The following is a 21,158-nucleotide window of genomic DNA, read 5'->3' as shown; positions in this document are numbered from 1 at the left end:
TAGTGCCTGATTTACTCAAGCTCTATTTAGTGTTCATCGTACTGGAGTGATTCAAAATGAAAAAAGTCACAACTTCCACGTTGTTGAAAATGAAGCAACAAAGCGAAAAAATTAGTGCGCTTACCGCCTATGATGCGAGCTTCTCAAAGTTGTTTGATGAGCAAGGGATAGACGTACTGTTGATTGGTGATTCGTTGGGCATGGTCCTGCAAGGCTGTGACGACACACTAGGCGTAAGTATTGATGATGTGGCTTATCACACACGTGCTGTGCGTAAAGGTGTTGAACGTGCATTTGTTATAGCGGACATGCCTTTTATGTCATATTCCACTCCACAACAAACTTACCTTAATGCAGCAAAGTTAATGGCTGCTGGCGCAAGTATGGTTAAGCTTGAAGGCGGACGTTGGTTGCTTGAAAGTATCAAGGGTTTGAACGAGCGTGGCGTCCCAGTATGTGGTCACTTAGGATTAACGCCACAATCGGTACACGTTTTTGGTGGCTTTAAAGTACAGGGTCGTGACGACTTACAAGCTGAGCAAATGCTTGAGCAAGCCAAAGAAATGGCCGCTGCTGGAATACAGTTGTTGGTACTCGAGTGTGTTCCGACAGAATTAGCCGCTGCGATTTCACAAGCGATCGATATCCCGGTTATTGGTATTGGCGCGGGGCCTGATACGGATGGACAAATCCTTGTCATGCACGATATGTTTGGTATAAGTGCCAACTACATGCCCAAATTCTCCAAAAACTACCTGCAGGAAACGGGCGATATGCGTACCGCAGTTAGCCAATATATTCAAGAAGTGAAGGACGGAAGCTTTCCGTCTGATGCCCACAGTTTTAGTAAGTGAGTTAAATATGCGAGTGATTAGTAATATCGCTAGTTTACGCGACGTGCGTCGCAGCTGGCAGGCTGAGTCTAAGGTTATTGCCTTTGTACCGACCATGGGTAATTTACACCAAGGCCACCTCAATTTAGTTAAAGAAGCCAAATTAAAGGCTGATGTTGTGGTGGTGTCTATCTTTGTTAATCCACTGCAATTTGGTCCTGATGAAGATTTAGAAGCTTATCCGCGCACATTAGAAAATGATCGCAAAGTATTAAGCGAGATGGGCGTAGACGTTTTGTTTACCCCGCAAGTAAAAGACATCTATTCGCGGGGTCTTGAACAGCAAACCTTTGTCGAAGTGCCTGGTATTTCATATATGATTTGCGGTGCTAGCAGGCCAGGTCATTTCCGCGGTGTGGCCACCATTGTCTGTAAGCTGTTTAATATGGTGCAGCCGAACATGGCTTTTTTTGGTGAAAAAGATTTTCAGCAATTACAAGTCATCAAAGCTATGGTCACTGACTTATCGATGAACTTAACGGTTCATGGTGTGATTACGACTCGAGAAGAAAATGGGTTAGCGTTGAGTTCACGTAACCAATATCTTAACGCAGAACAGCGAGTTTTAGCGCCTACCTTGTACCAACGCCTACAAGAGATGCGTCAAAAAATTGAATCCGGAAGACGAGACTTTTCACGTATTACCAGTGAATGTTGCGAGATGCTCGCACAAGCAGGATTTAGTATCGATTACATCGAAATTCGCTCGGCAGATACACTATTACAACCAGGTCATGAAGAGACTAAGGTTGTAATCCTAGCGGCTGCGTTTTTAGGCCGTACCCGCTTGATTGATAATATTCAGGTGTCATTAACCTAGTCGTTATTGGATTTTACTTGAATCATTAAAAAGGCTGTTAGTGAAAACTAACAGCCTTTTTAATTGTTAGCGGTAAAGAGTCTAACGCTAACTAAGAAAAGGATTTTTAGTTAATTCAGCCCAGTCTTCACTCTTGTTAGCGATTTCCATTTGCTCATCAAGAATATTCTGTAAATCTTTCTCTGTGGTTAGCGGATTGGCCAATACCACACGAAAAACCGTCATAGTTTGATCGCCATAAGCTTCTGTTTGTAAGCGTGTACGCGATACAAACGACTTACCTGCTTCACGTTGCTGCTTTTGTACATAAACAGTGAGCTTATCTAATTTCTTATTAAACCCAGGGCTCAATGAAGGATCAGCTTTGATCTGCTGTTGTATTTCTTGTGGATTTATCCGATAGGTAAGCAAAGATAACGTTGGATGTGTGATCAATTCAAAGTCAGGATGCGATTGAATCATACGCGCGAATATCTTAGCTTTTTCTATGCTTTGATCGATCAATAACTCATAGCCCTGTCGACCAAAGATATGCAAAGACGAATATACCATCATAGCCATACCATTGCGCGAACCCTCTAGCGTCGTGGCACCTAAGTCTTTTGAACCTGCCCGCAATATGTAGTTGGCGTGATGTCGTACCGCATTACTATCATTAGGATCTTTAAATAAGACCATGCCAGCACCCATAGGTACGTACATTTGCTTGTGTGCATCTATGGTCACTGAGTCTGCGCGCTGAATACCTTTAAGAATATTTCTATGGGTATTCGAGAAAAGCGTTGCGCCGCCCCAGGCTGCATCAACATGGAAATGGCAACCTAACTCCTCGGCTACATCAGCTAGTTCGTCTAACGGGTCTACATGGCCTGTCTCGGTGGTACCTGCAACCCCAACTATGCTTAAAATTTTGTTACCTTGCTCGGCGTATTGTTTGCCAAACGCTAAGGCTTTCTCTGGTGATAGTCGCTGGGTAGGGCAGTCTAGGGTAATTAATTGCTCTCGGCCTAAGCCGAGTATGTCAACTGATTTGGATAGCGAATAATGGCCCCTACGAGATGACAAAATTGCCATTTTCTTATAACCGTAATGTGTCAGGCCAGCGGCAAGACCTTCACGAGCAACACCTTTAAATTTGCCATCAGCAGCAAGTGCTTTGTTTCGGGCAACCCACAAAGCGGTGACATTGGCGATTGTTCCGCCAGAGCAAAAGGCGCCCAACGCATGATTGGCGCTGTGCAGATAGGTGTTATAAAACTCGGCATTCTGGCCATACACCAATTCGTGCATCATACCCAGCACTTGACGCTCCAAAGGCGTAAAGGCTTTAGATGTTTCAATTTTGACCAAATTTTGATTCAACCCGACTAATAATTTAGCCAGAGATAAATGAAAATAAGGTAAAGCAGACGTCATGTGCCCGATAAATGTTGGCGAATAGGTATTAACGGAATTTGCGACTACTTTTTCAAGTAAGTTCGCCGCGTGCTCAGAAACGAACTCTGGGTGCTCTGGCACATTAAATTCTGCAAAACTTTGCTCTATTTGCTCAAGCGATGTGACTTTGGTCACCACATGTTGAGACAAAAAGTCGGCCAAGTTATCTGACAGATGCTGCTCAATCTGAGCTAACTTAGAATCTTTACCTTCAGGCATAGTAAAAACTCTAAACAAATGCTCTAAACTGACTTCAGCTACAGCCACGCTTGACACCTCATATGAAAACTTTCGGGTCGCGAACTTTACATTAATTTTCCAGCCATACCAACATAAAGACCCATAAAATAGAGGGCTAAGGTAAGATTTCACGACATATTTTTACGTAACAAAGTGTGATATTTGTTTGATCTGCAAGCACAAAGCACAAAAGTTGTTCGATTGTACCTAGCCTTAAAGCGCTAACTTGCTATAGTATAAAGAAAAAACATTACCCATTATGAAAGTTTCTCAGGTCACTGAAAGTTTTAACCTTGATAACGTCGTGCCGTTTTTTCAGCCGATTATGGATTTGTCTAATAATCAGGTTTGGCGTTACGAATGTCTAGCGCGCCTTATTACGTTTGGCGAACATCCTTTTATTCCAACTGAATTTTTGTATTTAGTTGAGCGCCAAGAAAGCCAATCCCAGCTAACGGAGACCATATTTAATCGCAGCGCCCAGTATTTTCGCGAGCTAAATATGCCTTGGAATATCAATATTAGTTTGGCCGATATGCAGGATGAAAGTATCCATCGCTTTTTGGCAGCACAAGTGCAGAATTATCCTAATCCGCAACGCGTTGCATTAGAGGTCACCGCGCAAAATGTTTTTTCTGATACGAATACCTTCGAAGCATTCTCACTATTATGCAAAAAGCTGCGATTAAACCTATTTGTAGATAATGTTGAGCCACAACTTGGCAGTATTGAACATTTATTGGCGTTGCCGATAAGCGGTTTGAAAATGTCGGGCGCAACCCTAGCGACGCTGTCGCAAGATGCTCCGGCTCAATCTGTTGTGAAGCAACTTTGTGAGCAAGGTCGGCGCAAAAATATCGCGTTAGTTGCACAGCATCTTGAGAGCGAAGAGCAATTGGTGTTACTCAAACAATTAAATGTGCGTTATGCCCAAGGTTTCTACTTTAGCCAACCTAAAGCTCAGGCGCACTAGTTTACACGCTATAACTGCGCAATAACCTGCCAGCTATGTTGTCCGCTCGCCCAGTATTTACGCTCAAACGGTGTGATTGCTTGCTTGTCGTGATACTGATGGGTATCGCCGCTGAATCCTGCGATGTCTAACGCCATGGAAAATTCCTGAATATAAATTTGCCAGTTGCTGCGCACCTCAAGCTGCCCTCCCAATTTTAGGATATCTGCAAAGGCCGGACTAGCGTGCCAACGTCTCTGCACATGAGCTGACTTAGGATAGGGATTCGGATAAAGCAAAAAGTGTCTCGCTAAGCGCCAGTTAGCTTGAACGGCTAAGCGCCAAAAGTCATTTAAATCCGCGCGTAATATCAGAGCGTTGTCTTGCTTAAGACTATAATGTTCATGCTTACCAATTCGATGAGCTGATTTGTCAACCCCAATCACTTTTGCTTCAGGATACTTATTGGCAATATGGGTGGTACTTTCACCCACGCCGCAACAGGCATCCAAGATTAGCGGTCCCTGCCAATCATTCAGCCAGTCTTGCGCTTGAGCAAATGCTTGTAGGGTGTGTTCAGTAAACGGACGTTGACTTGTGTGTTGCAGATGACGTGCGACCAGCTCTGGGATCTTCTCGTGGATCCCCGTTTGATTACTGTCAATATGCCTAGAGTTGCCGCCAGATGTTGAATTGCAATTGTTCATTATACTTACCGTTTCCGTCTAACTTCTTATACCTACACCGCGGTTGATAAGCGAGTATGCGAAACTGAGTAAAATGACATTAAAAACAACCAACAAACCTAATGAATACAGGTAATCAACGTCAGACACGCCTAAAAATCCGTAACGAAAGCCATTAACCATATACACAATGGGGTTTATCTTACTGACCCATTGCCAGAATTCAGGTAGCAAAGTCAGCGAATAAAACACCCCGCCTAAATAGGTAAGAGGGGTTAATACGAACGTAGGTACTACACTGATATCATCAAAAGATTTAGCAAATATGGCGTTAATCAAGCCCGCTGTAGCAAATAAAGTTGAGGTTAATAGCAAGGTGATGATGATAATGGGGATGCTATGCAAGGTGATGTCTACAAATAACATGGATACAAAGGTGACGATTATGCCAATTAGAATAGCCCGAGCCACACCGCCTCCAACGAAACCGGCGATGATTACCCAGTTAGGAATAGGGGCCACTAAAAGCTCTTCAATGTTGTGCTGAAATTTAGCACTGTAAAACGACGAAGACACATTGGAGTAAGAGTTGGTGATAACAGCCATCATAATAAGGCCCGGCACAATAAACTCCATGTAGCTAAAGCCTCCCATTTGACCAATGCGACTGCCGATTAAATTACCAAATATGACGAAATACAACGACATAGTAATGGCTGGTGGTACTAGCGTTTGTATCCAAATACGCAAGAAGCGCGTGCATTCTTTTATCAACAGTGTTTGCAGGGCAATTATAGTGCGATTATTCATTGGCTAGCGCCTCTTTCTTTGCTGAGTCATCTTTTACCCGCTGTGCTTCTCGACCTGACTCGACCAAACGCACGAATAACTCTTCTAAGCGATTGGATTTATTACGCATACTCAAAACCTGTATCTGCTGGTTTGAGAGCTGTTCGAATACATTGTTTAGGCTTTCTTCTTTAGCTACATCTACTTCTAGGGTGCGAACATCAAGCAAACGGTGTTCGAATCCTGTTAAGGTGATATTTTGATGCTCACCGGCTAAATCTAGAATAAACGTTTCAATATTTAAAGTGGCTAAAAGTGATTTCATGCTGGTGTTTTGCACGATAATGCCTTTGTCGATAATGGCTATATTACGGCACAACATTTCAGCTTCTTCGAGATAGTGGGTGGTAAGGATGATGGTTATCCCTTGCTCGTTAAGTTCTTTTAGAAATGTCCACATCGAGCGGCGAATTTCAATGTCTACCCCAGCGGTGGGTTCATCCAGAATGAGCATTCTGGGTTCATGCATTAGAGCTCTGGCAATCATCAAGCGGCGTTTCATTCCACCGGATAAATTTCGTGCAGGTTGATTACGTTTTTCCCATAAATCGAGTTGCTTAAGATATTTCTCAGCACGTTCTTTTGCTATGTTGCGCGGCACACCGTAGTAACCCGCTTGGTTAACCACAATTTGCATCAAGGTTTCAAACTGATTGAAATTAAACTCTTGAGGAACCAAACCTATACATGATTTAGCTTCGACGGGTTGGGTATCTAATGAGTACTCGAAAATATCGGCGCTACCGTCTGTCTTATTAACCAATGAGCTAATGATACCAATTGTTGTCGATTTACCCGCCCCGTTGGGGCCGAGTAGGGCGAAAAAGTCACCTTGTTTTACCTGTAAATTGATCCCATTGAGGGCTCGGGTTCCACCTTTATAAACTTTGGTCAAACCTTTGATATTCAGTGCATTCATGCTTGATTTCCGCGCGTGTCTTTGAATTTAGGATATGCAATTTATTGCGTTAGCTGCCAACTTAAAAGGACAAAAATAATGATTAAAGTCGTCGACTGGATGTACTAACACCACAAAATATGCATCATACCATGGCGATGAATGAATAAAATTCAAGGTTTTTAGTTTGTTAGCAAATAACACGCATCACCTCAAAGTTGCTATGCAGATGAAACCTGTTTGTGCTTACCCTAGTCACACAACCCATATCAATAAAGAGAAAATCATGGCCCATATGGCTCCCCTACCAAAAGACACCACTCCCCAATTAGCGGATGATTTTGCTATTTTCGAACAAATTCTCGGGTTCGTACCCAATAGCTTATTAACGATGCAACGGCGTCCAGAGATTGTGCGCGGCTTCGGCGTACTTACCAAAGCCGTTATGGCTCAAGAAGGAATCGTTGATTTAGGATTCAAGCGCCTGTTGGCACACTTTTCAAGCCGTGCTGCTGGCTGCCAATACTGTGAAGCTCATTCGTTAATCGCAGCCAAAATTCACGGTATTACGGATGAGAAAGTTGCAGCTGTTTGGGAATACCAAACCAGCCCGTTGTATTCTGATGCAGAGCGCGTGGCATTAGACTATGCATTAGCAGCTGGTTCAGTGCCTAACGCCGTAGATGAACCGTTAATGGCGCGCATGCGAGTACATTGGGACGAAGATGAAATTGTTGAAATATTAGCAGCCATATGCCTATACGGTTTCTTGAATCGTTGGAATGATTCTATGGCAACTGATTTAGAAGCAGCACCCAAAGCATTGGGCGAAGAGGTATTGGCTCAAGGCGGCTGGACAGGTGGTAAGCACGTTTAGTATCTATCACTAATAAAAAAATTTTTATCCATGAGGGAAGAGCATAGATTTCATGGTAATAAAACGGTGATTTAAGGATTTGATAGGGTGTAATAAAGTAGAGTTTTTTATCGTTTTCAGGTGGTTAAAATTATTTTCAAATTGTGCAAAAATTCTACTGTACAAGTGTTGAATTCGGACTTACATTAGCGCCGATTTTCTCTTACTGGCCGTGGGCCTACCGGATTTTTGTGAATTTTAGTAATAATCGTATTTCAGCTATTTATTTAGGCAATGAAGAGTCTATTTTAAGCTCTGAGCAAGATTGGCTGAATGCGGAGCGCGGTGCTCGTTATCGTGATGCGGTACATATCGCATTACCCGGTGGTGAGGTATGGTTATTTGATTACGGCATCGCAATTTTCTGGGGTGTTGATGAAGATGAACGCCTAGCGTTATTGCACCGTCTTAGTTTGGCTGAAGGTTTGTTGACGTCGGCAAGTCAGGAGCATTTTCGTTTTACGCTTAACGCGCCGGAAGCACGTATTAGTCGGGACAACATTAGTCTGACTCAGGATGATCCGCTGTCCAGGCTAGCTATTAGTCATGCACTTGCTCAGTCTTTGAAGTTAAATGAATATGAAAGCCAAGCACAGCAAACTATCCAAGATCATGCGCATATTCCTCAGGCATTGGCCGATACTGGTAAAATTGAGTTATCTAGACGCAATATAGCGAAAATTCGTGGTCGGTTGTTTAGTACTAAAAGCGACATTATTTTGCATTACGGTTTACTAGATACACCTGAGTTTTTCTGGGAATACCCAGAATACGAAAGCACCTATAACTTGGCTGCCCGCTATTTAGAGATTCACCAACGGGTTGAATTATTATCGAAAAAGCTGGCTACCATCCATGAACTATTTGATATGTTGGCCGATGAGCAAAAACATCAGCATTCTTCATTTTTAGAATGGATTATTATCATTCTGATAGCAGTAGAAATTGTTATGTTCGGTGCGAAAGAGTTACAGATAATGCTCGGTTTGTAGGACCTCTCTTTTTAGGTATGCTTTGCGTTAAAAATGCCCACATCTGTGGGTGTTTGTTTCTCTGTCGGTATACAAAAATAGGCTTAATGATAGCGTAAAACACATAACGAATATTTGTGTCATATCTGTTTAACGATTTACTTTTCTATTTGCACAAGGTAAGTCACAGAGTGATGTTTAATTATGGTAATGGTGTCACTCTCTCGTTCGAGGTTATCGAAGACAATAATCTACTCACCGCTTTTTTCGGCGTTTTACTCAGCTTTTGAATTAATGCAAAAGGCACGTCTACTTGTGCTGTTTGTTGGGCAATATCTTCAAGCATGGCCATCCATAATTTTGCAGTCATCTCGGAGTCGAACAACGCCCTGTGAAAGCCCCCCAGTGAAGGAATGTTTTTGTAGCTAATTAGCGAGCCTAGCTTGTGATTAGGGGCACGTTGATATAAACGTCTTGCGACCAATAAAGAACAAGCAAACGAGCCGTCATATGTTTTAGCAATCCGGCGTAATTCGGCATCTAAAAAACGTTTATCAAAAGATGCATTATGCGCCACAAGGTTACTGTTGCCCATAAAGTTAGCAAATTCCTCCATTACTTCATCACAGGGCGCGGCTTTGCTTAACATTTGGTTAGTGATACCCGTGTAATTTTCAATAAAACCACTGACCCGCTTTCCTGGATTCATTAAAGCTTGAAAGCGATCAACTACCACGCCTTTTTCTAGACGAACGGCCCCTATCTCGATAGCTCTATCGCCCATATCTGGTGACAGTCCAGTGGTTTCGAAATCAAGCACGATAAGTGAGTCGGCGCTGTTTTGTATCATCGATATATTACCTGTTTGTTGGCAGGCTGGCATATTAACAAAAAACTATTGGGCTCAGGTTAAAATAATGGAGGCAGGTTTCTTTGACTGAGAGGTTAAAAAATGGAATTTAGAGCTCTCGCTACATGGATTATTACCGTTCTAAATGGACGAAGATCCGTTGCGTCATATATATCAACAAAACGCCCATTAATATGGGCGTGTTGTATCTTAAGTTAATTAATTATTGTCGTGCTTATGGCTCGTCGTTAACCAATAATTCTTGAGCGCGATGCTGATAGAATTCTGGTTTTAAACCAATCAGTTGCGGAATAGTTGCCGATACCGCGATTGACGATAACGTACCGAACACCACGCCGGCAAAAAGACCGATAGCAAAGCCTTGCAAAGGCTGACCGCCGAATATCCAGATTGCGCCTATGGTCGCCAATGTAGTGCCTGACGTTATAAGCGAACGAGTCAGGGTCGATTTAACAGCAGTATCGACTATATCACTCATGTTCATATTGGTTTTAGCGCGCATAACTTCGCGTAATCTATCGCCGATGACAATAGAATCGTTTAATGAATAACCGATGATCGCCAGCACACTGGCAAGTACGGTTAAATCGAACGGTAAGCCAAGCCAGGCGAACAATCCTAGTACGACCAATACGTCGTGAACTAATGCGACTAATGAGCCACAAGCCAAACGCCACTCGAAGCGCCAGGTCAAATACAGCATCATGGCTATTGCGGCTACAAGTAGCGCTAGACCGCCATTGTCGACTAACTCTGAACCCACTTGCGAGCCTATAAACACCGAGTCTTGGGGTGTAATATCGTAGCCAGTTTGCGTGGCGAAATTATTTAGCCAATCCTTGTTTATTACGTGCGCAGTGTCATCTGCCTGACGGATGGTCCATTGGGTATCAGCAGTGCGGCTATTTAGCTCAAAGTCACCGGTTAAATACGTAGCTAATTGATTTTGCATTTGCCCTTTATCGATACTTTGTGACGTAGTGAACTCGGTCATATAGCCACCGGTAAAATCTAAACCTAAATTTAACCCTTTAAATCCAAGCCCTAATGCAGAGAGTACCATCAAGGTAATGGCAAGATAAAAACCTGCCAAACGATATTTACTGAACGTGGCTAACGGTGCAGCGAGCGCTTCGGTTTTGTTAAGAACATTTGCGTCGTTGCGTATAATTGATTTACTGCTCATAGATCTTCCGTTCATGAGGTTAGCTCCTGATGTTTAACCGTGATTTTCGGTTTAACGATATATGTCAGTACGTGGGCGACAAATACGCCAGTAAACATACTGGTTAGAATGCCTAAACTTAAGGTCATGGCGAACCCTTTGATTGGGCCGTAACCAATGCTAAGTAAAATTAGCGCCGTGATCATTGTGGTCACGTTGGCATCCAAAATAGTGGCGAAGGCTTCTTTGTAGCCAGCCTCAATAGCCATAAAGTTACTCCGACCTCGTGAACGTTCTTCTTTTATTCGCTCAAAAATCAACACGTTGGTATCGACTGCCATGCCAACGGTTAATACCAGTCCGGCTATACCAGGCAGCGTCAGCACAACATTTGGTAATAAGGCCATTAAGCCTAACAAACACACTAGGTTAAGCACCAAGCTGACATTGGCGATAAGGCCAAGTTTGCGGTACCACAAGCCCATGAAAACCAAGGTGATACCCAAGCCAATGGCTAATGCCATGATGCCGTTGCTGACATTTTCTTTACCAAGCGATGCTTGAATTGTACGTTGCTGAACAATGGTAATCGGCGCATCTAACGAGCCAGCACGTAACAATAATGCAAGATCAGAAGCGGCTTGAGGGCTGTCTAAGCCGGTAATGCTAAAGCGATTTCCTAGTTGACTTTGAATCGTCGCTACACTGATCACTCGACTATTTTTAATCATCTCATCAGCATTGTTTTTGTGGTACTCGGAAAAAATAGTCACCATGGGGTTACCAATATTATCTCTGGAAAACTCAGACATCTTTTTACCACCGATACCATCTAGTGACAGATTTACCAGTGCAATACCCATTTCATCCCGCCCTGAGTTAGCGTTTTCAATGTTAGAACCAGTAAAAATAGGTTTTGGAGCGACGCGCAAACGGCGACCGTTTTCATCAGTAAAACTTTTCGCACCTACAGTGCCGCTACTCGCCATTTCGTAAAAATCCAATGAGGCGGTGGCACCAATAATACGTTTGGCCTGTTCAGGGTCTTTTACACCAGGTAATTCGATACGAATTCGGCTTTGCCCTTGACGCTGAGTAACCGCTTCTGTAATACCTAACTCTTCGATACGGCCACGCAAAGTAGTCAGCGCCTGTGCCATAATTTCATGATGAAAGGTACTAATACTCTGTTCTGAAAAAGCTAAAGTAGCGCTGCGATCACCTGTTTGCGCGTATGTAATGCCCGGCAAACGTTGTTGTAATTCACTGACCATCGCTTTTGTTTGGGAGGCTTGATGGCTGAGAAAACTCAGTTCAATTTTGCCGTCAGTATTGGCTTGACTTGCTGGTGGCAGGCTTGCTTTGAGCGAACCGTCAACAACTTTGTTATCGAAGGCGGTGACTTTAACACTCATACCGCGTAGACCTTGGTCATGGATGATCTGTAACGCTTCATCTTTAGCATTACTAAGGCGTTCTTGATCGGCTTTGTTGGTATCAACTTCTAACACAAACAGCACGCCACCGCTTAAGTCTAAGCCTAACTTAATAGGTGACATGCCTAGTCCTTGAAGCCATTTAGGTGCGGCCGATTGGTTGCCTAAGCGTACTTGATAGCCATCACCTAAGCTATTTTTAAGCTGCTGTTGGGCGCGCAAAAGTGCTTCATCATCACCACCGATAACAATCTTACTATCAGCATCGCCATTTATGATTTGCTCGACTTGAATATTTTCTTGCTGCATTAAATTGCGCAGTTGTTGCGTGTTAGGCAGCGATTGAGTTGGGTTAATGCCACTGATTAGCAAGGCATTATTATTGCCGTATAACGTGGGAATGGCATTTAATCCCAGAATGACCACAGTGATAATGATCACCAGTATTTGCCAAGTATGTTTGGGCTTTGTATTAGTTTTACGCATTTTCGTTCTCATATTTACCCATATGACGTAAATGATTAGCTGAAAAGCGTCTCGGTCAAATGGGGAGCGCTGGTGCAGTAATACGCACGCGCAAAATTAAATTCTATATAGGTGTACTAACAAGAAATGTGCACTTTATAAGCGCGAGAACGTACTAACTTGAGTAGGTGAGGGTGCCGGTATACTGAGTATTTCCGTCTTTCCAGCCAGCTAGGCGGCTGTGAGTATTCGGTGCGTCTGGTCGTAGATACCATGGCACTGCATTATTTGCTGTTAATGGCGCTAAGAAATATTTTAGGTCTAAAAATTCAGGCAAAAATTCATGCACTAAGACAAATATAGGCTCACTTTGAAATGTAGATCCAAAGGCACTGGCAGCTTGACGCTCGAAAGGCGGTAAGCTGACATTGTGGTTAAACCTGACTTCATAGACGGGAGTTTTATGGTCGTTTTGGTCACTATCATTTCGATCGTTAGCGCGCTTGACTGGCGTCTTCGTGCATTCAGATAAGCTAAATTCTGACAGCAATGCATGAAACATCTGATCGGGAGATATATGCGCGTTTACACTTTCGTAATCGCTCCCATCCCTATGCACAGTAGTTTTCACGAAAACGGTATAATCTGTGAACTGACCTAGATTTTCTGTTGCGCGGGCAGGACTAATTATCGCTGCAAAAAGAGCAATACTTAAGCTGAAAATAAACGCGCGCCAAACCCACATGGAAATCAATTCAATCCATCAATAAAAGTGACGCTATGATAGTGACGAATGACGTAAATACAAGATAAAGAGTGTGACAAAATAAGAAAAGATCGAACGCATTATCAGAACTGATATTAAAAAAGGAGCCGAAGCTCCTTTTGTTATTTTTTTATCATTTTGCTATTTATAGTCGCCTTTCTTGCTAAAGACACAATGTTTTTAGCGATACAAAGTAAGCTTATTTGATAAATAGCATTTCTTGATACTTAGGTAATGGCCATAAGTCGTCAGCGACCATTGTTTCTAATTTATCTGCGTGCTCACGTACTTTAACTAATAGAGGGCACAGCGTTTTTGCACTGAAGCTCATATGGGCTTCAGTGCTGTCAAAATCGTGTTCCTCCAATGCGGCTTTAAGTTCGTTAACCGCGCTCATCATTGCGTTAGCTTGGGTAACCGCTTCAGCTAAATCTGTATTTTCCAGTGTTAAGCTCAGACCTGAAAGTGTTTGGCTAACATCGGCTAAATGCGTTAGGTGTTGGGTTACCGCAGGATATATTTGTGTGGTTGCCATATCGATGACTAGCTTGGATTCCACTTCAAGGGATAAGATATACTGCTCTGCGTAGACCTCGAAACGACTTAACAGCTCATCTTTTGACAATACACCTGTTTTGATAAATAAATCGACTACCGCTGGGTCTTTAAACTCAGGCAATGCATCAGCGCTGGTAGGTAAGTTTTTAAGTCCGCGCACTTCAACAGCTTCTTTGTGCCACGCTTCGCTGTAACCGTCACCGCCGAAAATTACGTTACCGTGTAATTCCATTAGCTCTTTAAGCACTATGATAACAGCTGCCGTTTTATCGGTGCCGTTAGCTAGAGCTGCTTCAAGTTTTTCAGCTATCCAGTCGAGTGAATCGGCTAGCATAGTGTTCATTGCAACCAAAGGACCTGACACAGATTGAGATGAGCCTACTGCACGGAACTCGAACCGGTTGCCGGTGAAAGCGAACGGTGAAGTACGGTTACGGTCACCCGGATCTCTTTCAAATTTTAAAATTTGCGACAAGCCTAAGTCCATTAAGCCGCCTTTGGCTTTCTCAAGCAATTTGCCAGCTTTGATATCATTAAATACGCTTTCTAATTGGTCGCCTAAATAGACAGACAAAATTGCGGGTGGGGCTTCATTGGCACCCAAACGGTGATCGTTTGATGCAGAGGCAATAACCGCGCGCAGCAAACCACCATGTTTATGTACGCCGCGGATAACAGCACCACAAAATAACAAGAAGTTAAGGTTATCATGGGGGGTACTACCTGGATCAAGCAAGTTACCTTGAGTGGCATTTCCTACTGACCAGTTAACGTGTTTACCTGAGCCATTTACGCCTGCAAATGGTTTTTCATGTAATAAACATAAAAATCCGTGTTCCTTGGCAGTGCTTTTCATCAGAGTCATCATTAATTGTTGATGATCAGCTGCAACGTTAGATGATTCGAAATAAGGTGCTATTTCAAACTGTCCAGGGGCGACTTCGTTATGATGCGTTTTCGCTGGAATGCCTAAGCGATATAGTTTGTCTTCATAAGCTTGCATGAAAACCTGTACACGGGCTGGAATTGCACCGAAGTAATGATCATCGAATTGTTGACCTTTCGCCGGAGGAGCACCGAATAAACTACGTCCAGCAAGTAATAAGTCAGGGCGTAGGTTGGCAAAATGTTCATCAATCAAGAAATACTCTTGCTCGGCGCCACAACTGGCATTAAGCGTGGCGATTTTATCTTCGCCCATGAGGGTGAGTACTTTACGTGCGGCTTTGTCCATTGCCGCATTTGAACGCAAAAGTGGGATTTTTTTATCTAGGGCTTCACCGGTCCAAGAGAGAAAGACACTTGGTATCATCAAGGTTGCACCATTGGCAGTATGCATGATGTATGCAGGGCTCGTAGGATCCCAAGCGGTATAACCTCGAGCTGCATTGGTCATACGTAAACTGCCGTTAGGAAAAGATGACCCGTCGGGTTCGCCCTTAATAAGTAGGCTACCGGTAAATTCTGTGATTGCCGCACCTTCAGGGTTAGTAATAATAAAGCCATCATGCTTCTCAGCGGTGATATTGGTCATAGGGTAAAAAACATGCGAGAAGAACTTTGCACCTTTACTGATTGCCCACGTTTTCATTGCTGACGCCACAACGTCTGCAGTAGCCGGATCAAGAGGAGCACCAGTAATAACGGTGTTTTTAATGGCTTTAAACGCATTCTTGGACAAGTCTTCTTCCATTTTTGCTAAGCCGAAAACGTCCGTTGCCCAAATGTCAGTCAAAGGTGGTGGAACTTCGCACTGTATTGGTGCTCTGTTGGTGATTTGCGTAATAGCGTTTAAGCGTGAAGCGTGACCGGACATAGAGTTTCCTTAGGCGTAAAATAGGTGTTTGTAAGCTGAGTCGCTTTCATAGCGTTGAAGTGCATCCTCAGAATAGATTCTTAACTATTCAATAAGCGCGCCAAAAAATGCTGTTTTTATCACCAATATTGAGAATAGCTTAAAATGTCTTGTTAACGCTCTCATTTACTGACTAAAACCAATGAAAATGACCCTTGTGGGCAAGATTCTATGACATTTTCAACTACCCTCAAACAGCAATCAGATCGAGAATATTGGAACTAAGCGTTCTATTTTGGTGCGAATTTTGATCTTGTTGGTATTTTTGCTTATTTTTGGTGCGACGCCTATCGACAATCAACTATGCGTTCGGGATGCTCGCCTAACGAGTAGGTCCGGCATCATTTTTTGACCTGTGGATGTATAGACCATAAAGGTAGGCCTAGCGAGTTAAAAAGACTATCCTTTAGCCGTTGGTGCTGTTTTACTGTCAGCCGGTCTGGCCTGTAAATACTGCTGAGTGATCTTCTCGGCTGAACGTCCTGCTACATATCCCCCCAAGCCAATCTGAAGTAAAATCCAAGCTTCTTTAGCCAATGGATTAGGTAACCAGCCAAAGCTGTCCATTACAACTAGCGCCAAAAAGGTCAACATAGTAATAGGGCGCCAATTACGCTGTATCCAAGATTGTCCAGTGGCTTCCGCGGTGATAATGGCAGTTTTGCTCTGCAATAATTGACTTTCGTAGTCAATTACCTTGGCAAGCAATTCGTTTTCCACCGCTTTGATCTGACTTTGCAGTTGTAAGCGTTCTTCGTCGCTGGTGTGAAGTTCGTCAACCAACTTCACAGCGGGTTCAAATAAATTACTGATAAAAGAAAATACGTTCATGATCTTGCTCCTAGCATAACTTGATGGGCATAAAGGGGTTAAGCGTTCGGGAGTAACTTATTGAACGCGTGGTAATGATTGGCGATTAGTCGCCCGTACAGCTCTTTTTGTCCGCTGCCGTTATATAGTGCGGCGAAGTTTTCAAAAGCTTGGTCTCGTAAATGTTGGCGCATGGTGTGATTGAAAAATTCAAATAACCCGTCAATATGCGCAGGAATACCTAAAGAGAAAGCATCAAACATTTCTACAACGGACTGATAACCTATGCGTTCAAAATGAAATCCCATGATTTGCGGTGCACCCATGCTTATTGACTGCATTGCGGCGTCTTCATCCAGACTGCGGGCAAATTCAAATACCTGCCACTCTCTAGATTGCTCGCCGTGAAACCCTTGCCAGGGATCAGCAGGATTGGCTCGCCATTGATGCTTAGTCCATACCTTTTTCGAATTGTAAGTGAAATGCTGTCGATATTGCTGAGCGTGGTGTTTTCCCCAAAATTTCCAAAATTTGTGATTCTCGAAACGGATAATAAGTCGGTCGGCATTATTTTGCTCAAAACCCTTACCTCGACTCTCGACGCACAACACGGCGACTGCGCAGGCTACCTCTAACTCTTTCTCAGAGCATAATTGACTAAGTAAAGCACCCCAACGATTCCATGTTGCTGCTACGGCGCGCTGCTCTTTAGTGCCTACTACGGCCAGAATAATATCGGGGGTTAAACGTGGTTGCGGGTCATGCAGTGGTGTCAGTGGGCTTACCTCGTCGTCAATTTGCTCCTGTGCTGTCTCGTCAAATAATTCATCGCCATGATCACTTGAGATTGCAGGATATAGCTCAGAGACTGGGAGAGTGGGCTGCAAGTATGCACCTGCCACATAGCCACGATTTCCGTTAAAACGAATTTGACACCAGTTTTGTTGCTCGCCTTCTACCCAAACGGTACTGTCAGCAGCTAATTGACCAAAAACGCTACCCTGTTGATTGGGCGCACTTCTGACGTTTAATGTGGTAGCCGTTACGATGGCGTAGTAGCCGTTATTTGCGTAAACCAAGTCTACATGTTTTGCCAAGGTATAGGCTTGATGGCCGTTGAACTCTACTTCTAGCCAATCGCCTATGACTGCCAATGTTTTGATCGATGCACCAAGGGCGACAGTCGCTATTACTTTTGCACTAGCATTTGGACCTTGACGTATATTCAATAGGTTTGTATTCACTGTGCCTGTCAGTCGGGTGAGATCGTTAACAGGTTGTAAGTAATGCCCCGCGGCAAATCCAAATGTGCCACTGAATCGAAATTGTACCCAATCATGTTGCATGGGCGTGGCAACAATGACCATTCCCTTGGTTAATTGACCAACAACTGCGCTGGTGATCGTGGGCATGCTGCGCACATTGAGTAAATCTGCACTCACTGCTCCTAACATGATAATGACTCATTACTTAAAACAACGGGCTTTGGCTTGTTGATAAAGCGTAGTGTGTAATTTTGGGGGATTAGCAACGTAACTAAGTGGTGTAGTGCTAAAATAGAGGGTTTTATCCGAAAGAACATGATGTGCCTCCTGCTATCTATTCATTCCTCTTAAATTGATAGCAGGTTTACAGTACTTTACTAGTTTTTTGGTTAAAAAATATACAGCTGGCAACTTTATATCAATGCGCTCGAGGGGCGTTAAATTTTGACAGCCCGGGTCATAAAGGGGGTAAGCAAAGGGTTGCTGACCTTGCGCTCAGGAGAAATGAGATACAAGCGTTCCGTTAGCGAATCAGTTCTGCCGATCACTTTCACTTTATATTGTTTCTCTATATCGATTTCGACGGATGTGGGTGCGCAAAATACGCCATAGCCACGTTGAGCAAATATCTTCATAAGTGCACCATCTTCAAATTCAGCAGATATTTGAGGGGTGATCTTATGTTTGGCAAACCAGGCCAGAATCGATAGTTTTTGTGCAGATTTATCGCCTGGAATTAAAAACGGTTTACTGTCTAAACATTGCGGGAAATTATCGATATATTCATGGGCCTGATTTTGAGCGACAAAAAAGCTTAATCCACTACGCTCCAATAGATGGTTGAAGGCTTTAATATTGCTCGAGCGTGGTAACGGCCTGTCAGACAATATGCCATCAATTTTATTCAATGCCAGTTCCGCGCTGAGACTATTTAAATCGCCTTCTTTACATATTAGCCGCACATCAGGATGTTGAGTAAGACAACGCTGAAACATATCAAAGGCGAGTACTTTTGGTAGCACGTCTGTTACACCAACTGATAACACTAATTGCTGATTTTGCCGTTGGTTTTTCACTGACATTAATAACTCGGTTCCCAAACTAAAAATGTCTTTGGCGAAATTGTAAGTCAATTTTCCCTGACTATTTAATTGCAGACGTTTACCTACTCGGTCAAATAAATCAAAGCCAAAGTAGGCCTCGAGTGTCCGAATTTGCTCACTGATGGTTTGAGGGGTGAGGTGCAAAACACTAGACGCCTTTATTATACTGCCTTGTTTAGCTGTCACGTAAAAATAGTATAAGTGCTGATAATTCAATTGATTCATGGTTGATACCTTGCGAGTTCGTTATCAGGAAATACCTGATTAAAAATCAACAATAAACGACTATACCTAATTTGACTTGGCGCTTATATTAAATACTTGAAACACCTCAGGTAAAGTCTAAAATATTGAGGTGGCATAGGACTAACCCTAAACCAAATATGGAAGAATATGACCGTGCCACCTACTTATAGGGAAGAATATGACCGTGCCAACCTACTTAAGTAAATTAATACAACACGAAGCTGCAGGTGGCGTGATCCTGGTTATTGCCGCTGCGGTTGCAATGATTTTGGCTAACTCTCCAGCGTTTGGTTTTTATAATGGACTGCTGGAAATACCAGTCAGCATTCGCTTTGGTGCATTCGAAATCGCCAAGCCGTTACTGTTATGGGTCAACGATGGACTCATGGCTATATTTTTCTTCTTGGTGGGACTTGAGGTCAAACGAGAAATTCTTGATGGACAACTGTCGTCTATTTCACAGATCACCTTGCCGGCCGTTGCCGCAATAGCAGGAATTGCATTTCCTGCCCTTATCTACGTGTGGTTTAACGCTGACGATCCGGTTGCGGTAAATGGTTGGGCAATTCCATCTGCTACTGATATCGCCTTTGCCGTCGGTGTTTTTACTATATTCGGCAAATTTCTGCCATTGAGCTTAAAGTTGTTTCTGCTCAGCGTCGCTATCTTTGATGATATAGGTGCGATCGTGATTATCGCCCTGTTTTACTCACAGGACTTATCTACCACCTCGCTGATTGTCGCCTTTGTCGGTTTATTTGCGCTGTTCTTACTTAATCATTTCAATGTGCGTCGCCAGGCTGCCTATGTCTTAATTGGCGTGGTGGTTTGGGCTGCGGTACTTAAATCCGGGGTTCACGCAACTTTAGCCGGTTTTGCTCTAGCTTGGTTTATTCCCCTTAAGTTGAGAAACGAAGATGGCCACCCTATGTTGCCGCACCTTGAGCATAAGCTTCATCCTTGGGTCGCCTTTGTGGTGCTGCCAATATTTGCCTTTGCCAATGCGGGAGTATCATTATTTGGAGCAAGTTTGTCTGACTTACTCAACCCTATTACACTGGGGATCGCTGCCGGTCTGTTTGTGGGCAAGCAGCTAGGTATTTTTGGTGTGTGTTGGTTAACCGTAAAAATGGGTTTAGCCAAATTGCCAGATGGGGCCAACTGGGTCCAGTTATATGGTGTGAGTTTGCTGTGTGGTATTGGCTTTACCATGAGTTTATTTATCGGCAGTCTGGCATTCGAGGAGCAAGGTTTAGCGTATCAAACTAGCGTAAAAGTGGGTGTGTTGCTTGGGTCGTTGATCTCTGCCGTGCTGGGGGCTGCTTTGCTGGCCAGAAGTAACGCTAAATCTAAAGAACGTATTGAGCGTGAAGCCGCTCAACAGACTTAACTGTGGAGAATGCTATGCACAATTTATCGATCAAAAATTTTGTAAATAATAAATCTTATCAGGTTATTTTTCTGAGCCTAGGGCTAGCGGTTTTACCCAATGTATCTTCCGCTATGATGGATACCAAAGCCTCGAGAGGCAATGACGCTACGCATGGAGTGTGGCAGAGTTGCCAAGTGCTGAAATCTGAATCCGCTAATCAGCAAAATATAAAGCAATTACCCAGCTCAACTTGTTACCAATTTATTAAGGGCTTCTTACACGGAGCTGTGCTCACAGACACTCAGATAATGCGTGGATTAGAAGACAATAAAGGGATGAGTTCGTTTTCTCAACGAGCTATACGAACCCGAGTAGGTAACTCAAGAGCGACTGATGCCGAAACCTATTTAGCTAAATTTTGCTTGCCCGATGCGGATGTCGATCATGACGTGGTTGTGTCGGTAGTGAATGCTTTACCAAATGAGCTAAACCATAGGCAGACTATGGAAAGTGAGGTATACGAAGCCGTTAAAAAAGCCTACCCATGTGAGGGAAATTAGCAGAAGGAAACTCTGTCATTAGGG

General features: G+C 43.4%; 19 protein-coding genes. 7 read left to right on the top strand and 12 right to left on the bottom strand.

Features of this window, described 5'->3' with window-relative positions:
• Nucleotides 1-56: 56 nt before the first annotated feature.
• On the top strand, nt 57-854 hold the full coding sequence (gene panB, locus GQR89_RS19235) for a 3-methyl-2-oxobutanoate hydroxymethyltransferase (protein WP_158771655.1): 798 nt from the start codon (nt 57-59) through the stop codon (nt 852-854).
• A 7-nt stretch (nt 855-861) separates the two neighbouring features.
• Nucleotides 862-1,713: a pantoate--beta-alanine ligase gene (gene panC / locus GQR89_RS19230; RefSeq protein WP_158772330.1), complete on the top strand. Its 852-nt coding sequence runs from the start codon at nt 862-864 to the stop codon at nt 1,711-1,713.
• Between the two features lie 87 nt (nt 1,714-1,800).
• Here the strand turns inward: panC and panP are convergent, their stop codons facing one another.
• On the bottom strand, nt 1,801-3,417 hold the full coding sequence (gene panP / locus GQR89_RS19225; protein ID WP_158771653.1) for a pyridoxal-dependent aspartate 1-decarboxylase PanP: 1,617 nt from the start codon (nt 3,415-3,417) through the stop codon (nt 1,801-1,803).
• A gap of 232 nt (nt 3,418-3,649) precedes the next feature.
• Here panP and GQR89_RS19220 point away from each other — a divergent pair, with 232 nt between their 5' ends.
• Nucleotides 3,650-4,363 carry an EAL domain-containing protein gene (locus GQR89_RS19220; protein WP_158771651.1) on the top strand — a complete coding sequence of 238 codons (714 nt, stop codon included), beginning with the start codon at nt 3,650-3,652 and terminating at the stop codon, nt 4,361-4,363.
• Nucleotides 4,364-4,371: 8 nt separating this feature from the next.
• Here GQR89_RS19220 and GQR89_RS19215 read toward each other — a convergent pair whose 3' ends face one another.
• Genes GQR89_RS19215 through GQR89_RS19205 form a run of 3 tightly spaced genes read right to left on the bottom strand, consistent with a single transcriptional unit; the run spans nt 4,372 to nt 6,796 of the window.
• Complete coding sequence (locus GQR89_RS19215) at nt 4,372-5,049, bottom strand: tRNA (guanosine(46)-N(7))-methyltransferase TrmB (RefSeq protein ID WP_158771649.1); 678 nt, start codon at nt 5,047-5,049, stop codon at nt 4,372-4,374.
• Between the two features lie 18 nt (nt 5,050-5,067).
• Nucleotides 5,068-5,838, bottom strand: coding sequence for an ABC transporter permease (locus tag GQR89_RS19210; RefSeq protein WP_158771647.1), 771 nt, complete (start codon nt 5,836-5,838; stop codon nt 5,068-5,070).
• Entirely contained in the window at nt 5,831-6,796 is a 966-nt protein-coding gene (locus GQR89_RS19205; RefSeq protein WP_158771645.1) for an ABC transporter ATP-binding protein, read from the bottom strand. The genes GQR89_RS19210 and GQR89_RS19205 overlap by 8 nt, the downstream gene beginning before the upstream one ends.
• 265 nt (nt 6,797-7,061) lie before the next feature.
• Here GQR89_RS19205 and GQR89_RS19200 point away from each other — a divergent pair, with 265 nt between their 5' ends.
• On the top strand, nt 7,062-7,652 hold the full coding sequence (locus GQR89_RS19200) for a carboxymuconolactone decarboxylase family protein (protein ID WP_158772329.1): 591 nt from the start codon (nt 7,062-7,064) through the stop codon (nt 7,650-7,652).
• Between the two features lie 230 nt (nt 7,653-7,882).
• Entirely contained in the window at nt 7,883-8,683 is an 801-nt protein-coding gene (locus GQR89_RS19195) for an RMD1 family protein (protein ID WP_158771643.1), read from the top strand.
• A gap of 181 nt (nt 8,684-8,864) precedes the next feature.
• Here the strand turns inward: GQR89_RS19195 and GQR89_RS19190 are convergent, their stop codons facing one another.
• From GQR89_RS19190 to GQR89_RS19155, 8 genes are all read right to left on the bottom strand, one after another.
• Nucleotides 8,865-9,512: a PolC-type DNA polymerase III gene (locus tag GQR89_RS19190; protein WP_158771641.1), complete on the bottom strand. Its 648-nt coding sequence runs from the start codon at nt 9,510-9,512 to the stop codon at nt 8,865-8,867.
• A gap of 235 nt (nt 9,513-9,747) precedes the next feature.
• Nucleotides 9,748-10,719 carry a protein translocase subunit SecF gene (secF, locus tag GQR89_RS19185; protein WP_370460972.1) on the bottom strand — a complete coding sequence of 324 codons (972 nt, stop codon included), beginning with the start codon at nt 10,717-10,719 and terminating at the stop codon, nt 9,748-9,750.
• An 11-nt stretch (nt 10,720-10,730) separates the two neighbouring features.
• The gene (gene secD, locus GQR89_RS19180) at nt 10,731-12,620 is read right to left on the bottom strand and encodes a protein translocase subunit SecD (protein WP_158771637.1); all 1,890 of its coding nucleotides are present in this window, start codon (nt 12,618-12,620) and stop codon (nt 10,731-10,733) included.
• Nucleotides 12,621-12,774: 154 nt separating this feature from the next.
• The gene (locus tag GQR89_RS19175) at nt 12,775-13,344 is read right to left on the bottom strand and encodes a hypothetical protein (protein WP_158771635.1); all 570 of its coding nucleotides are present in this window, start codon (nt 13,342-13,344) and stop codon (nt 12,775-12,777) included.
• 220 nt (nt 13,345-13,564) lie between these two features.
• Nucleotides 13,565-15,739, bottom strand: coding sequence for a glutamine synthetase III (locus GQR89_RS19170; RefSeq protein WP_158771633.1), 2,175 nt, complete (start codon nt 15,737-15,739; stop codon nt 13,565-13,567).
• 438 nt (nt 15,740-16,177) lie between these two features.
• Entirely contained in the window at nt 16,178-16,609 is a 432-nt protein-coding gene (locus tag GQR89_RS19165) for a 3TM-type holin (protein WP_158771631.1), read from the bottom strand.
• Between the two features lie 38 nt (nt 16,610-16,647).
• The gene (locus GQR89_RS19160; protein ID WP_158771630.1) at nt 16,648-18,042 is read right to left on the bottom strand and encodes an N-acetylmuramidase domain-containing protein; all 1,395 of its coding nucleotides are present in this window, start codon (nt 18,040-18,042) and stop codon (nt 16,648-16,650) included.
• Between the two features lie 248 nt (nt 18,043-18,290).
• Nucleotides 18,291-19,181 (bottom strand): LysR family transcriptional regulator, encoded by an 891-nt coding sequence (locus GQR89_RS19155; RefSeq protein WP_158771628.1) that lies wholly within the window; start codon nt 19,179-19,181, stop codon nt 18,291-18,293.
• Between the two features lie 205 nt (nt 19,182-19,386).
• Between GQR89_RS19155 and nhaA the strand changes: the two genes are divergently transcribed.
• Both nhaA and GQR89_RS19145 read left to right on the top strand, forming a co-directional pair.
• On the top strand, nt 19,387-20,592 hold the full coding sequence (nhaA, locus tag GQR89_RS19150; RefSeq protein WP_158772328.1) for a Na+/H+ antiporter NhaA: 1,206 nt from the start codon (nt 19,387-19,389) through the stop codon (nt 20,590-20,592).
• 14 nt (nt 20,593-20,606) lie between these two features.
• A complete protein-coding gene (locus GQR89_RS19145) occupies nt 20,607-21,134 on the top strand; it encodes a Rap1a/Tai family immunity protein (protein WP_158771626.1) in 528 nt (175 codons plus the stop codon).
• Nucleotides 21,135-21,158 lie beyond the last annotated feature (24 nt).

Origin of the sequence: Paraglaciecola sp. L1A13 (assembly GCF_009796745.1) — a bacterium.
Lineage (GTDB): Bacteria > Pseudomonadota > Gammaproteobacteria > Enterobacterales > Alteromonadaceae > Paraglaciecola.
This window is presented reverse-complemented; position numbering and strand designations above follow the sequence as displayed.

What these genes read in the sequence shown, in the direction of transcription:
- panB (WP_158771655.1), top strand. Translation starts at nt 57, where the DNA reads ATGAAAAAAGTCACAACTTCCACGTTGTTGAAAATGAAGCAACAAAGC.
- panC (WP_158772330.1), top strand. Translation starts at nt 862, where the DNA reads ATGCGAGTGATTAGTAATATCGCTAGTTTACGCGACGTGCGTCGCAGC.
- GQR89_RS19220 (WP_158771651.1), top strand. Translation starts at nt 3,650, where the DNA reads ATGAAAGTTTCTCAGGTCACTGAAAGTTTTAACCTTGATAACGTCGTG.
- GQR89_RS19215 (WP_158771649.1), bottom strand. Translation starts at nt 5,049, where the DNA reads ATGAACAATTGCAATTCAACATCTGGCGGCAACTCTAGGCATATTGAC.
- GQR89_RS19210 (WP_158771647.1), bottom strand. Translation starts at nt 5,838, where the DNA reads ATGAATAATCGCACTATAATTGCCCTGCAAACACTGTTGATAAAAGAA.
- GQR89_RS19205 (WP_158771645.1), bottom strand. Translation starts at nt 6,796, where the DNA reads ATGAATGCACTGAATATCAAAGGTTTGACCAAAGTTTATAAAGGTGGA.
- GQR89_RS19200 (WP_158772329.1), top strand. Translation starts at nt 7,062, where the DNA reads ATGGCCCATATGGCTCCCCTACCAAAAGACACCACTCCCCAATTAGCG.
- GQR89_RS19190 (WP_158771641.1), bottom strand. Translation starts at nt 9,512, where the DNA reads ATGATACAAAACAGCGCCGACTCACTTATCGTGCTTGATTTCGAAACC.
- secF (WP_370460972.1), bottom strand. Translation starts at nt 10,719, where the DNA reads ATGAGCAGTAAATCAATTATACGCAACGACGCAAATGTTCTTAACAAA.
- secD (WP_158771637.1), bottom strand. Translation starts at nt 12,620, where the DNA reads ATGCGTAAAACTAATACAAAGCCCAAACATACTTGGCAAATACTGGTG.
- GQR89_RS19175 (WP_158771635.1), bottom strand. Translation starts at nt 13,344, where the DNA reads ATGTGGGTTTGGCGCGCGTTTATTTTCAGCTTAAGTATTGCTCTTTTT.
- GQR89_RS19170 (WP_158771633.1), bottom strand. Translation starts at nt 15,739, where the DNA reads ATGTCCGGTCACGCTTCACGCTTAAACGCTATTACGCAAATCACCAAC.
- GQR89_RS19165 (WP_158771631.1), bottom strand. Translation starts at nt 16,609, where the DNA reads ATGAACGTATTTTCTTTTATCAGTAATTTATTTGAACCCGCTGTGAAG.
- GQR89_RS19160 (WP_158771630.1), bottom strand. Translation starts at nt 18,042, where the DNA reads ATGTTAGGAGCAGTGAGTGCAGATTTACTCAATGTGCGCAGCATGCCC.
- GQR89_RS19155 (WP_158771628.1), bottom strand. Translation starts at nt 19,181, where the DNA reads ATGAATCAATTGAATTATCAGCACTTATACTATTTTTACGTGACAGCT.
- GQR89_RS19145 (WP_158771626.1), top strand. Translation starts at nt 20,607, where the DNA reads ATGCACAATTTATCGATCAAAAATTTTGTAAATAATAAATCTTATCAG.